General features: G+C 38.9%; 15 protein-coding genes. 9 read left to right on the top strand and 6 right to left on the bottom strand.

The window, feature by feature from the left end:
- The 5 genes from tenA (at nt 1) to SB717_RS04645 (ending at nt 3,508) form a co-directional block, all read left to right on the top strand.
- Entirely contained in the window at nt 1-672 is a 672-nt protein-coding gene (tenA, locus tag SB717_RS04665) for a thiaminase II (protein ID WP_074679003.1), read from the top strand.
- Complete coding sequence (locus tag SB717_RS04660; RefSeq protein WP_074679001.1) at nt 665-1,429, top strand: ABC transporter ATP-binding protein; 765 nt, start codon at nt 665-667, stop codon at nt 1,427-1,429. Before tenA ends, SB717_RS04660 begins: the two co-directional genes overlap by 8 nt.
- Complete coding sequence (locus tag SB717_RS04655; protein ID WP_028412155.1) at nt 1,426-2,169, top strand: ABC transporter permease; 744 nt, start codon at nt 1,426-1,428, stop codon at nt 2,167-2,169. The genes SB717_RS04660 and SB717_RS04655 overlap by 4 nt, the downstream gene beginning before the upstream one ends.
- The gene (locus SB717_RS04650; RefSeq protein WP_410903341.1) at nt 2,166-3,176 is read left to right on the top strand and encodes an ABC transporter substrate-binding protein; all 1,011 of its coding nucleotides are present in this window, start codon (nt 2,166-2,168) and stop codon (nt 3,174-3,176) included. The genes SB717_RS04655 and SB717_RS04650 overlap by 4 nt, the downstream gene beginning before the upstream one ends.
- A gap of 86 nt (nt 3,177-3,262) precedes the next feature.
- Nucleotides 3,263-3,508: a ferredoxin gene (locus SB717_RS04645; RefSeq protein ID WP_410903340.1), complete on the top strand. Its 246-nt coding sequence runs from the start codon at nt 3,263-3,265 to the stop codon at nt 3,506-3,508.
- A 369-nt stretch (nt 3,509-3,877) separates the two neighbouring features.
- Here SB717_RS04645 and hxlB read toward each other — a convergent pair whose 3' ends face one another.
- From hxlB to hxlR, 3 genes are all read right to left on the bottom strand, one after another.
- Nucleotides 3,878-4,435 carry a 6-phospho-3-hexuloisomerase gene (gene hxlB / locus SB717_RS04640; RefSeq protein ID WP_013055598.1) on the bottom strand — a complete coding sequence of 186 codons (558 nt, stop codon included), beginning with the start codon at nt 4,433-4,435 and terminating at the stop codon, nt 3,878-3,880.
- 10 nt (nt 4,436-4,445) lie between these two features.
- On the bottom strand, nt 4,446-5,075 hold the full coding sequence (hxlA, locus tag SB717_RS04635) for a 3-hexulose-6-phosphate synthase (protein WP_074678995.1): 630 nt from the start codon (nt 5,073-5,075) through the stop codon (nt 4,446-4,448).
- Nucleotides 5,076-5,343: 268 nt separating this feature from the next.
- A complete protein-coding gene (hxlR, locus tag SB717_RS04630; protein ID WP_013055600.1) occupies nt 5,344-5,709 on the bottom strand; it encodes a transcriptional activator HxlR in 366 nt (121 codons plus the stop codon).
- Between the two features lie 262 nt (nt 5,710-5,971).
- Between hxlR and SB717_RS04625 the strand changes: the two genes are divergently transcribed.
- Together SB717_RS04625 and SB717_RS04620 are read left to right on the top strand one after the other, a co-directional pair.
- Nucleotides 5,972-6,553, top strand: a complete 582-nt coding sequence (locus SB717_RS04625; RefSeq protein WP_013055601.1) for a hypothetical protein — start codon at nt 5,972-5,974, stop codon at nt 6,551-6,553.
- A 16-nt stretch (nt 6,554-6,569) separates the two neighbouring features.
- Nucleotides 6,570-6,893, top strand: coding sequence for a DUF3243 family protein (locus SB717_RS04620; protein WP_410903339.1), 324 nt, complete (start codon nt 6,570-6,572; stop codon nt 6,891-6,893).
- 43 nt (nt 6,894-6,936) lie between these two features.
- Here the strand turns inward: SB717_RS04620 and SB717_RS04615 are convergent, their stop codons facing one another.
- From SB717_RS04615 to SB717_RS04605, 3 genes are read right to left on the bottom strand one after another with little or no spacing between them, the layout of a single operon-like run.
- The gene (locus SB717_RS04615) at nt 6,937-7,122 is read right to left on the bottom strand and encodes a FeoB-associated Cys-rich membrane protein (RefSeq protein ID WP_013081918.1); all 186 of its coding nucleotides are present in this window, start codon (nt 7,120-7,122) and stop codon (nt 6,937-6,939) included.
- Nucleotides 7,123-7,137: 15 nt separating this feature from the next.
- Nucleotides 7,138-9,108, bottom strand: a complete 1,971-nt coding sequence (gene feoB / locus SB717_RS04610; RefSeq protein ID WP_074678993.1) for a ferrous iron transport protein B — start codon at nt 9,106-9,108, stop codon at nt 7,138-7,140.
- A complete protein-coding gene (locus SB717_RS04605) occupies nt 9,105-9,335 on the bottom strand; it encodes a FeoA family protein (protein ID WP_013055605.1) in 231 nt (76 codons plus the stop codon). Before SB717_RS04605 ends, feoB begins: the two co-directional genes overlap by 4 nt.
- Before the next feature lie 175 nt (nt 9,336-9,510).
- On the opposite strand from SB717_RS04605, the gene SB717_RS04600 reads away from it, so the two are divergent.
- On the top strand, nt 9,511-9,996 hold the full coding sequence (locus tag SB717_RS04600) for a GNAT family N-acetyltransferase (protein WP_410903338.1): 486 nt from the start codon (nt 9,511-9,513) through the stop codon (nt 9,994-9,996).
- Between the two features lie 191 nt (nt 9,997-10,187).
- Entirely contained in the window at nt 10,188-12,521 is a 2,334-nt protein-coding gene (locus SB717_RS04595) for a YhgE/Pip domain-containing protein (protein ID WP_074678989.1), read from the top strand.
- The last annotated feature ends 12 nt before the right edge of the window (nt 12,522-12,533 follow it).

The following is a 12,533-nucleotide window of genomic DNA, read 5'->3' as shown; positions in this document are numbered from 1 at the left end:
ATGAAATTTAGTGAACGATTATACGAAAAGCTGCAGCCTATTTGGCGTCAAAATCATAATCATCCCTTCGTACAGGGAATGGGAGACGGAACGCTTGAAAAGGAGAAGTTTCGCTTTTATATGATTCAAGATTACCTTTATCTAATTGATTATGCCAAATTATTTGCAATTGGAGCTATGAAAGCTACCGATCTTCAAACGATGGGGAAATTTGCTGCGCTTTTAGATTCTACGTTAAATGAAGAAATGAGTTTACACCGTGAGTATGCCAAGAAATTTGAAATCAGCGAAAAAGAATTAGAAAAAGCGCAGCCATCTCCTACAACGCTTGCATACACACACTATATGCTGCACGTTGGTCAAAGCGGAACATTAGCTGAATTAGTGGCGGCTCTTTTGCCTTGTATGTGGAGCTACTGGGAAATAGGAAAAGAACTCAGTGAAAAGCCTGGGGCTGAAAATGAGTTTTATCGAGAGTGGATTGAAATGTACAGCTCAGAAGAATTTGGAGAACTGGCGACGTGGTGTATCAACTTATTTGACTCACTTACTGAAGATAAATCAGAAGCTGAGTTAGAAAAGCTCGAAGAAATTTTCTTAAATACGACCCGTTTTGAGTATATGTTCTGGGATATGGCTTATAAAGAAGCGATGTGGCCAGTTCATGAATAAGTCTGTGCTATCTTTTCAAAACGTCAGTTTTACGTACAAAAACGGCGATCAAGCGATTTTAAAATCATTAAACTTAGACGTGAAAGACGGCGAGTTTGTCAGTATCGTTGGAGCGAGCGGATCTGGAAAAAGTACGTTGTTTCGTCTCATTACAGGTCTTGAACAGCAGAGTGAAGGCGATATCGTGATTAACGGACAGTCTTATGAAAAGCGACTAGGAAAAGTAGGCTACATGCCGCAGCAAGATTTACTTCTTCCGTGGCGCACGATTCTCGACAATGCAGCACTGCCTCTCGAGCTTCACAATGTGTCAAAAGCAAGTGCTCATAGGCAAGTGTCTCAGCTGCTTGAAGAGTTTGGCCTAAAAGGGTATGAAAACCGTTTTCCAAGTGATTTATCGGGAGGGATGAAGCAGCGCGTTTCTTTTCTCCGGACGGTATTAAGCGGTTCTAACGTGCTGCTTTTAGATGAGCCTTTTAGTGCACTTGATGCCATTACGCGTTTGTCGATGCAGGAATGGCTGCTTGAACAATGGCAAAAGCGTAAACATAGCATCTTATTTATCACTCATGACGTCAACGAAGCGCTTTTTTTATCAGATCGTATTTTTATCTTCTCAGACAAGCCGGTAAGTCACCTTGAAGAGATTCAAGTGCCGCTTAGCAGACCTCGAACGCAAAAAGATTTGAATCAACAGCGAGTGCTTGACTTGAAAGATTATTTAATTGAACAGCTAAGATCGAAGGTGAACACATGAAAAAGTACGGGGCTTCAGTGATTTTAGTAGTCATTTTGCTGGCTGCTTGGGAAATTGGAGCACGCATTGTAAACTATCCGTTTATTTTACCAACGCCCAGCGGTATTTTAACGAAGCTTTGGGAACTGCGAATGGATTTATTGTTTAAGCATTTACCAGCTACGTTATCTATTGTCGTAATTGGGCTTGTAATATCCGTTGTGCTAGGGGTTCTGCTGGCTGTGTGGATGAATTGGAGCCCGCTTATTGAGCGTGCTTTTTATCCGCTTATTATTGCTTCACAAATGATTCCGACCATTGCCATTGCTCCTGTATTTGTGCTGTGGTTTGGCTACTCCATTTGGAGCAAAGTGATTGTGACCGTATTAATTACGTTTTTTCCCATTACCGTTAGCACGTTTGACGGGCTTCGTTCCACAAACAAAGAGTTAAAAGAACTCATGTTAACGATGGGAGCAACAAAAAAAGATATATTTTTTAAGCTGAACATTCCTTCTGCACTGCCTCATTTTTATTCAGGGCTCAAAGTAGCGGTTACCTTTAGCATAATAGGTGCTGCCATTGGGGAATGGTTAGGTGCGCAAGCAGGCTTAGGATATTTCAGTCGTCGTATGATGACACAGTTTGATGCAGCTGGTGTGTTTGCACCAATTGTGATTTTATCCGCGCTTGGTATTTTATTCTTTATTATTGTAGTAGGTTTCGAAAAACGTTCATTAAAGTGGAGGAAAACAGAATGAAAAAATGGTTTGTAATTGGCTTAAGCCTGCTGCTTGTTTTGATGCTCGCTGCTTGCGGTCAGAACAAGGAAAATAAAGCTGGTGACAGTAAAAAATTAAAAGACGTTACAATTATGCTTGATTGGTATCCAAATGCAGTGCACAGCTTCATTTACGCTGCACAAGAAAAAGGATATTTCAAAAAAGAAGGGCTGAATGTAAAAGTACAGTTTCCCGCTAATCCAACAGACTCACTTAATTTAGCAGCTGCAGGGAAAGTCACGCTCGGCCTTTACTATCAGCCTGATGTAGCAATGGCACGAGCAAATGAAGATGTGCCGGTAAAGTCGGTAGGAGCGATTGTAAGATCTCCGTTAAACCGAGTTGTGGCATTGAAAGATAGCGGTATTAAGCGTCCTAAAGATTTAGAAGGAAAAGTAGTAGGCTACAGCGGAACACCATTAAGTGAATCTGTTCTAAAGAAAATGGTGAAAAGCGATGGAGGAGATCCCAATAAGGTAAAACTAGTAGACGTAGGGTTCGAGTTAAATTCATCGCTGATTAGCAAAAAAGTAGATGCTGTAATAGGTGCGTATATTAACCATGAAGTACCATTGCTTCACAAAAAAGGATACAAAACGGTTGATATTGATCCTTCAGATTACGGCGTGCCATCTTACTATGAGCTGGTGGCCGTTACAGGGAATCAAACATGGGCAAAAGATTCTGATACGATTAAAGCGTTTTGGCGTGCTGCGACAAAAGGGTATGAGTACACAGAGAAGCATCCAAAGGAATCACTTCAAATTTTGTTAGATAATCAAGATAAATCAAACTTCCCGCTTGAAAAAGATGTGGAAACAAAAAGTTTGAATATCTTACTTCCAAAAATGAAGTCTGAACAAGGATTTGGCAGTCAAACGAAAGAATCATGGCAGTCAAATGTGGACTGGTTAAAAGAGTCAGGATTAATTAAGAAAAAGCCAAATGTAGATGAAATGTTTGAGAATATCGGAGAATCCAAGTAAATAATTTAAGACAAATTTAAAAGAACCTCCTTATACTGAACGTAACTTTCTGAACAAGAAAGTGAAAAGGTAAAGGAGGTTTTTTTATGGCTTTTACGATGGTAGATAAGGAAACATGTATTGCTTGCGGAGCATGTGGAGGGAGCGCACCAGATCTTTATGATGATGATTCAGAAGGTCTTGCTTATGCCGTGTTAGATAACAACGAAGGAACAAAGGAAGTTCCTGAAGATCAGCAAGATGAGATGATGGAAGCGTACGAAGGATGGCCAACAGAATCGATTAAAGTTGCAGAACAGCCGTTTTATGGAGATGCAGCAAAATTCGAATAGGATTTTTAAAAAAAGTTAACGATAAAGTACATTTAGTTATATAGAAAATTCCAAAACAAGAAGAGGGTTGAGACATAATCAAATGAATTTAGCTTAAAGACGAACAAATGGGATACATGAGCTGAACCGCTTATTACACCGCAGTTGATCTCCGTGCAAGGCTTCGCTCGCTGAGCCTCCTCGTCGCTTGCGCTCCTGTTGTGGGGTCTCATCTGTTCCGCTTTTCCCGCAGGAGTCTTCACCTTGCTCTCCAATCAACTGCTAGAAGAAACTATATTCAACATAACAAAAAAACGAACCACCAATCAAACATTTTGATTAATGGTTCGCTTTTTCACTTAAGCTAAAAACCTTTTCTTAGCCTCTTTTTTATTCTAAATTTGCATGCTTTCCGTACATCGTATGAGTATCAAGTTCTTTCTTCTCCATGAAGCGAAGAATCAGCGCATCGTAAAAGAGAAGAAGCGTTTGTTCAAACAATGACGCCATAGGCTGCACTGTTTGGTAACTGCTTTGTTCTTGATCCTTCGGAGCACCAGGCAGCTTCACGATAAAGTCAGCCAGTTTGCCAAGCGTGGAATCGGGAGAAATTGTGACTACTCCAACTTTTCCTCCAAGTTCTTTTGCTTTTTGAGCGATAGGAATCAAGCTCTTCGTCTCGCCAGAACCTGATCCGATGATTAATAAATCATCTTGCGTGAAAGTGGAAGTCACGGTTTCTCCAATGACATAAGCATCAATGCCCATATGCATCATACGCATAGCAAACGACTTGCCCATAAGACCTGAACGGCCTGCTCCTGTGACAAACACTTTTTTAGATGAGATGATGCCATTTACAAGCTGTTCAGCTTCATCGTCAGCGATTAGAGCTGTTGTTTGTAAAAGCTCATTCATAACCGTTTTTAAATGTTCGCTCGTCTGCATAGAAAGCTCCTTAATTTGTAATAAGCTCTTTCATTTGAGAAGCAACTGATTTTTTATCGTCTTGGCTTGTGATGCCTCCGCCAACAATAACAAGATCAGGCTGTGCTTTTACTACTTCAGGTAAAGACTCTAATTTAATGCCGCCAGCAACGGCAGTTTTTGCATTTTTTACAACGCTTTTGATTGTTACTAAATCTTCAAAAGAGTTTTGACCAATCGCTTGAAGGTCGTATCCTGTGTGTACACAGATATAGTCAACACCAAATTCGTCTAGCTCTTTTGCGCGTCCTTTAATATCTTTTACCCCAATCATATCGACTAGAATTTTTTTGCCTTGTTTTTTTGCTTCTTCAACTGCACCTTTAATTGACATATCTTCCGCCACACCTAAGATGGTAATAATGTCTGCTCCGGCTTGAGAAGCTTGCTGTACTTCATAACCAGCTGCATCCATGATTTTTAGGTCAGCTAATACTTTTAAATTAGGAAATGCTTCTTTAATTTCTTTAACGGCGCGAAGTCCTTCATTGATTACAACAGGTGTACCGATTTCCACGATATCAATATGTTCTTCAACTTCTTTTACTACCTCTTTTGCTTGAGAAATATTAACAAGATCTAATGCTAATTGTAATTCCATTCTACTCCACTCCTTACAGAAATCTATAGATACCTTTTGTGCTTTTTTACGTAAAAAGCAGCTGGTGTAGTTATTGTACCCGCAGTTTGAGGTTCTTAAAAGTACGCACTTTTCCCTCAAATAGTGTGGAAAATGATAGTATACAGAAGTATACTAATGGACGTATCAGTATTGTAACCGCTTAATTTTTACTGAAAATGCGGATGATGTTGAGTAACATCATCCGCATAAAAAAATAAAAACTATGGAATAGAAGGATTAGTTTCCATCATTTAATTAACGTTTCTGCCTTTTGTTCTTGATTGATCAGCACTGTATCGCGGTAATTTTTACCCCAATCATACATGGCTGTCAAAATAGGCATTAAACTTTCTCCTTCTTTTGTAAGTGAGTATTCGACTTTAGGTGGTACGACAGGATAAACTTTACGGTTAACAATTAGATCTTCTTCCAGTTCCCGCAGCTGGTTAACCAGCATGCGCGGCGTAATATCAGGAATAAGCGATTTTAGTTCCCCAAACCGTTTTGTTCCTTCACGTCCTAAGTGCCATAGTATCAGCATCTTCCATTTTCCGCCGATAATAGCAAGCGTTAATTCTTTTTCACAGTTAAATTCCTTATTAAGCTGGCTCAATTGTTTCACCCCTATGACCAATAGTATAAAATTTCTTTTACAGTACTTCTTATTATACCGGTGCTGACAATCCTTTTACAAAAATCCGGCTTATACCTTTCCGTTAAAAAAATCCAGCTTTTCTTACTATATAGTTATTCTTGACTAGTGAGATGTAAAAGGTGGTCTTTAGTCATATTTTTTATTTTTAAGGAATTCAATTGTTTAAATATAAAAAAAGATGGGAAATCACTCAATAACAATGCTAAAGGAGGCAGTAAAAATGGAAAGAAGCCGATCTGAATTACAAAACCCTGCTTTAAGCAACAGCGCAGGCATTAACAACGACGTAGGAATTAATAACAATCCACAGACAGCTAATAGCACTACTGCTGTTAGCGCGGGAAAAAGCTGCAGCAGCAAGCTAGTAAAAGGTGTTGTTGTCGGGGCAGTTGTGGGTGGATGTATAACATTACTTGATAATAAAACTCGCTCATCTGTTAAAAGAAGAGCCGTTACATTAAAGGACTCTTCTGCAAACATGATTAATCAAGTAAAAGAGAACCCTCAAGAAACAAAAGAAAAAATGGTGCAACAAATGAAAAACGCATCGAATCTCTTAAAAGATGCAATTAATGATGCCAAACATTTGTACGAGCGTGTAAATGAAGATTTCTTTAAGCAAGCAGAAGATGTGAAAAGCGTTACGCATGATGCAAAATCGACGGTAGAAGATGCTAAAAGTGATTTACAGCAAATTGGTGAAAAAGTGAAAGATGCAACTTCTGAAATAAGTAAGGAAAAGATGACGCCGGACGAAAAACCAGAAGCTGAGCGTGAAAGAACATACCAATCTATTCACTAAGAAGGAGATGCTAACTGTGAGTCAAATGAATGAAGGAACTACAAAAGACATGAATAAAATTGAAGAAACGGTAGATAATTTAGGGACGGAGAAAAAAGAAGCAATTTTGCAGAATTTTGATACGTTTACTGATTATTTAACTGAAAAAGTCCATGTCGGTAAAAAGCTCGGGTTAAATGAGGAACAATTAGCAGCTGCTACAAAAAAAGTGGCTAGCTATTTAGCCAAAAATGAGGAGCCTCGAAACCGAGAAGAAAAAGTCCTTCATGAATTATGGAAAGTCAGCAGTGAAGAGGAAAAGGAAGTCCTTTCTCATCTCATTTTAAAACTAGTTGCGTAACATTAAAAAAGCATCCCATCTATCAGGATGCTTTTTTAATGTATTAAGATGATTGATTTTGAGCCTCTTGAATCGTTTTATCCCAGTCAATACCGCAATCATCCGTTGCACAAGAAGATTGCTGTGCGCAACTTGCACATTTTCCTTGAGTACTCTTGCGGAAGAATTTTGTCATATGATAAAGGGCATATCCAAATATCAAAACCCCAATTAAAATGTTAATAATCAATGTTATTCACTCCTTTTAAGAAAAACCAAGTACTTTTCCAACAGTGTGTACAAGCAAAGCTACGAGATAAGCGACAACCAAAGGGTAGACCACAGCAAACGCTGTCCATTTCAATGAGCCGGTTTCTCGTCGAATAACAGCGACGGTTGCTAGACACGGAACATAAAGAAGAACAAACACCATAAACGTATAGGCTGTTAGCGGTGTAAAGAATGTCTTCATTGTGTCGCCAAGCTGTCCTTCTTGTACTTTATAAATGATGCTCATAGTCGAAACAACCACTTCTTTCGCTAGGAAGCCTGTAATCAGTGATGCTACAGCTTGCCATGTCGCAAAACCTAAAGGGATAAATAGAGGAGCGATAGCACCTCCAATAATAGCCATAAAGCTATTTTCCATATCTACTCCAAAACCGCCAGGGCCAGCGTAAGATGATAGCCAGATAAATACAGAGCCGGCTAAAATAACCGTACCTGCTTTTCGGACGAAATTTCGGCCTTTTTCCCACGTGCTTCTCCAAAGAGTCTTGGCTTGAGGTACGCGGTAAGGAGGAAGTTCAACAATAAAAGTTGATTGTTCGTCTTTAAGAAGCGTTACTGATAAAATTTTCGTTACAACAAGTGCTAAAATAATGCCAAGCAAGTACATAGAAAACACCACAGCAGCTCCGTTTTGCACAAAAAATGCACCTACAAACAAAGCGTATACAGGAAGGCGTGCTGAGCAGCTCATAAATGGATTTACTAAAATGGTCATAAGGCGTTCTTTTCGCTGTTCAATTGTACGTGCGGCCATGATCCCCGGTACGTTACATCCAAAGCTAATAATCATCGGGATGAATGCTTTACCGTTCAAACCGAAAAATTCCATGATACGATCCATTACTACAGCAATTCGAGCCATGTATCCTGAATCTTCAAGCAGTGAAATGAAAAAGAACAGGACAAAAATTTGTGGTACAAATACTAGTACGCCGCCTACGCCTGCGATGATGCCGTCCACAATTAAATCATGAATAAATGGAGCAGCACCAGCTGCATTTAGAATAGAATCAGCGGCTTTACTAAGCGTTCCGCCAAAAAAACCGTCCAGTTTATCAGAAAGAGGAACGCCAATCCAAGTAAACGTAATATTAAAAATCAAATACATTAAGCCAAGAAAAATAGGGAGACCGAGCCACTTATGCGTCACAATTCGATCGATTCGATCTGTGAAGGTTAGAGGTGTTTCGCTTCCCTTTACGATACACTCTTTGGAAATGCGTTCAATAAATGCGGTACGCACGTCAAAGAAATGCTCGCTAAGCGGCTTGGTTAAGTTTTGTGCAGCCGCTTTTCGAAGCTCAAGCAGCTCTGGGTAACTCATCTTTTCTTTTAATGTTGATTCGATTACGCTGTTTTCAGCTAAAAATTGAATCGCAATCCATCTGCTGACATCCGCTTTTGTTTGAATCATATGAATTGCTTGTTCAGCGGTTTCCCCGTAATTCAATTGAAATAACGGAGCTTTTAAATCTTGCTTCAAGGTGGAGAGAAGCTCATTAATTCCTTTTCCATTGCGGGCAATAATTGCAGAAACCGGAATATGTAATGATTTGCTAAGCTTCTCCAAATTAAAAGTCAATCCGCGTTTTTCCGCTACATCAATCATATTTAAGCCGATTACTAATGGCTTTCCATATTCCAATGCTTGAATAGTAAGGTGCATGCTTCTTTCAAACTGAGAAGCGTCTACAATATTCAGCATACTGTTAAATTCTCCGGTTAACAAAAAGTTAGTTACCACTGCTTCATCTGAAGAGAGAGGAGTGAAATCATACACACCCGGCAAATCAACCAGCTGGCTGTTTTGCTTTTTAATAGACCCAACTTTCTTTTCAACGGTTACACCGCTCCAGTTTCCTACGTATTCATAGGAATCTGTTAATATATTGAATAAAGAAGTTTTTCCTGTGTTTGGATTTCCTAAAAGTGCAATTGTACTCATGCCGTCTCAACCTCAATTTTAGCCGCATCGCGTTTTCGGATGCTAATCATTTGACCTTGGCATTCAATAATACAAGGTCCTCCTAAGATGGTTTTTTGCTTCATGCACAGTTCGCAGCCTTTTTTTACTCCAAAAGAAAGAAGGCGGCGTTCTAATGATCTATCTAAAAATTCAATGTTTTTAACTTTTACTTTGTCGCCAATACTCACGGTAGTTAAATTCATCATTCAGCACTCCTGTTAATGATAATCATTTTCAATTTGTATCTATCTCGATTATACATAAGGTTCTAAAATCAATCAATGCTTCTAGAGCGTTACAATTAAAAATATATATTTATAACTATATTTTTTAGGTGAAATTATGTACGATTTTAGCAGCAAATTGTCAGGAGGGATGTGAATGGAGGTAATCATTCGCAAAATGAGAAAAGAAGATGTTACGTCTGTTCAATACGTCGCAAAGATGAGCTGGTATGATACATATGAAGGAATTATTCCTAGAAGCGTTCAGAATCGGTTTCTTTCAGAAGCATACTCCAATAAAAGGCTGCTGTGGCGCTTGCGCAATTCGTTCATTTATGTAGCAACTATTGATGAGAAAATCGTAGGGTACGCTAACTTTTTCCGACTACAAAACAGAGGGGAAATAGAACTAGGATCTATCTATATACTTCCTGCTTATCAAGGGAAAGGAATCGGTTCGCAATTATTAGAAAAAGGAATGAAGCGTTCGAAGGAATTAAAAATCGTTTACATTAACGTAGAAAGGGAAAACGGAATAGGCCGTGCATTTTATCAATCAAAAGGTTTCCAGCTTGTGGATGAATTTGATGATGAATTTGACGGGCATTTATTAAAAACGATGCGAATGAAGCTCATGATTTAAGCCTGATATTTAGTGTGAACGTTATCTTAAAAAGCTGATTTTAAACTTTCTGCTAAAATCAGCTTTTAATTACAGAATAACGATTGACCTTATTCTTGTGAATATGGTAACATTAATCAGAACCTAATGACCGGAAATGTTTTTCGGTCAAACAGTCAGACGGAAGTAAGGATTATTGGAGGCTAAAAAACATGAATATGATTAAAGGAGAATGGAAAAAAATCTTTTCCAAACCAATGACTATTGTTGTGATTTGCGGATTGTTATTTGTTCCATTACTTTATAATGTCATCTTTTTATCTGCTTACTGGGATCCATATGGAAAAACAGATCAAATTCCAGTTGCAGTGGTAAATGAAGATAAAGGTGCTACGTTAGATGGAAAGAAATTGAATGTCGGTCGTGATTTTGTTGATGATTTAAAGAAAAACGATAAATTTGACTGGAAATTTACGAACAAAGAAAAAGCGTTAGAAGGCTTAAAAAATGAGGACTACTATTTAGTTTTGGAAATTCCAAAGAATTTCTCCAAAAATGCAACAACATTAATGGATAAAGATCCTAAAAAAATGAAATTTATCTACCATACAAATGCCGGAAAGAACTATTCAGGCGCTCAAATTAGCTCAAATGCAGTGGCTAAAATCAATGATCAAATTAAAGAAGCAGTCACAAAGCAGTATGCTGAAACGGTATTTGACAGCTTTAAACAAGTAGCGGACGGTCTTCAAAAAGCAAGTGACGGTGCAGGAGAGCTAGAAGATGGCTCGAAAACGCTGCGAGATAACATGAAAAAATTGGCAGACAGCACGGTTACATTCGAAGACGGTACAGCTAAATTGGCAAGTGGGTTAACGGATGCAAGAAAAGGAGCAACAGACTTAAATGCAGGTGCAGCTAAGCTCCTAAACGGTGCGGACACAATTAATGAAAACTTAGGCAACCTAAACAGCGGTTTAGGGAAGCTAGAGAGTGGAAGCAGTCAATTATATAGCGCTTCTAGTCAATTAGAAACTGGAGCTGTTGGTGTTCGAGATGGATTGTCAAAGTTACAAAGTGCAACCAAACAGCTTAATGATGGAACGCAGACACTTCAAGGAAAGCTTCCGCAGTTCACAAGCGGCTTAAATCAAGTGGACGCTGAAGTGAGCAATGTTACGCAGCAAATTAATCAAGCGGAACAGGAAATTACACAGATTAAACAGCAGGTCGATTCAAAAAAAGCAGAGTTTGAACAGCAGCAGCAAGCTCTCATTGACAGCATTAACAGCAATGAGTCCATTCCTGATGAGCAAAAACAAACGCTGATTGCAGGAATTAAAAAACTCACGTCTCAGCAGTTTATGGATGAACAGCAGCAAAAAGCAGAGCAGCTAAAAGCAAAAGTAGATAAAGTGCAAGAATTATCAGCGGCGCTTCAAAAGCTGTCTAAAGGCGGAGAAGATATTCAAAGCGCTATTAATAAAATTGCTGATGGACAAAGTCAGCTGTACGATGGACAAACGAAAGTATATAATGGTGCTGTTAAACTAGCAGACGGAGAAAAGCAGTTCAACAGCAAATTTGCAGAGCTAAACAGCGGTATTGCTGACGCTCATACAGGAGCTGGAAAGCTTGCCGACGGACAGCAGCAACTTGTGGATGGACTTAAAAAATCTGAGCAAGGAAGCGCAGCGCTAGCAAATGGTTTAACACAGCTAGAAAACGGGGCAACCAAATTAGCAAATGGTTCTAAAGAGTTAACGAATGGTTCATCCAAACTATATGATGGTTCATCTAAATTATCAGATGGAACAAGCGAGCTTCATTCATCTTTAGCCGATGGTGCAAAAGATGCAAAAGATGTTAAAGCGGATGATAAAACATACAGCATGTTTTCTAATCCAACGGATTTAAAATCAGATAAACAAAACAACGTAGATAAGTACGGTGTCGGATTAGCTCCATATATCTTATGTATTGGTTTATTTGCAGGAACGTTAATGTTCTCATCTGTTTATCCATTAAAAGAACCTTCTATTCGACCAACTTCAGGTATTTCATGGTTCTTGAGTAAGTTTAGTGTCATCGCAATCGTAGGTATACTACAGGCAGCCATTGCGGTTACGGCTCTTCTATGGGGCTTGCATTTAAACGTAACAAGCATTTGGCACTTTTATATCTTTACGATGATTACAGGTGTAACGTTCTTTGCGCTGATCTTGTTCTTAACAACAGCGTTAGGAAAAGTAGGACAGTATTTAGCGTTTATTATTTTGCTGCTTCAAATTGGCGGCAGTGCAGGTACATTCCCTAAAGCACTTGTGCCGGAATTCTTCCAGGCAATCAATCCATACTTGCCTATGACCTATGCAATTCGCGGTTTCCGTGAAATCATTTCAATTGGTGATGATTTCGGCTATGTATGGCATCAGGCTGGCGTACTTGGAATCTTTGCAGCAATCTTCATCGTTCTTTCATTAGTAATGTTTTATATCAATGCAAGAAAAGAACAGCACTATACAGAAGAAGAGTCAGCAGCATGATTTATTAAATAG

It is taken from the genome of Priestia sp. SIMBA_032, assembly GCF_046535215.1.
GTDB classification, from domain to species: Bacteria; Bacillota; Bacilli; order Bacillales; family Bacillaceae_H; genus Priestia; species Priestia aryabhattai.
The sequence above is the reverse complement of the archived record's forward strand: the minus strand, read 5'-3'. Positions and strand labels throughout refer to the sequence as shown.

Coding starts and splice junctions, on each gene's coding strand:
- tenA (WP_074679003.1), top strand. CDS start 1: ATGAAATTTAGTGAACGATTATACGAAAAGCTGCAGCCTATTTGGCGT.
- SB717_RS04660 (WP_074679001.1), top strand. CDS start 665: ATGAATAAGTCTGTGCTATCTTTTCAAAACGTCAGTTTTACGTACAAA.
- SB717_RS04655 (WP_028412155.1), top strand. CDS start 1,426: ATGAAAAAGTACGGGGCTTCAGTGATTTTAGTAGTCATTTTGCTGGCT.
- SB717_RS04650 (WP_410903341.1), top strand. CDS start 2,166: ATGAAAAAATGGTTTGTAATTGGCTTAAGCCTGCTGCTTGTTTTGATG.
- SB717_RS04645 (WP_410903340.1), top strand. CDS start 3,263: ATGGCTTTTACGATGGTAGATAAGGAAACATGTATTGCTTGCGGAGCA.
- hxlB (WP_013055598.1), bottom strand. CDS start 4,435: ATGCAGACGAGCGAACATTTAAAAACGGTTATGAATGAGCTTTTACAA.
- hxlA (WP_074678995.1), bottom strand. CDS start 5,075: ATGGAATTACAATTAGCATTAGATCTTGTTAATATTTCTCAAGCAAAA.
- SB717_RS04625 (WP_013055601.1), top strand. CDS start 5,972: ATGGAAAGAAGCCGATCTGAATTACAAAACCCTGCTTTAAGCAACAGC.
- feoB (WP_074678993.1), bottom strand. CDS start 9,108: ATGAGTACAATTGCACTTTTAGGAAATCCAAACACAGGAAAAACTTCT.
- SB717_RS04605 (WP_013055605.1), bottom strand. CDS start 9,335: ATGATGAATTTAACTACCGTGAGTATTGGCGACAAAGTAAAAGTTAAA.
- SB717_RS04600 (WP_410903338.1), top strand. CDS start 9,511: ATGGAGGTAATCATTCGCAAAATGAGAAAAGAAGATGTTACGTCTGTT.
- SB717_RS04595 (WP_074678989.1), top strand. CDS start 10,188: ATGAATATGATTAAAGGAGAATGGAAAAAAATCTTTTCCAAACCAATG.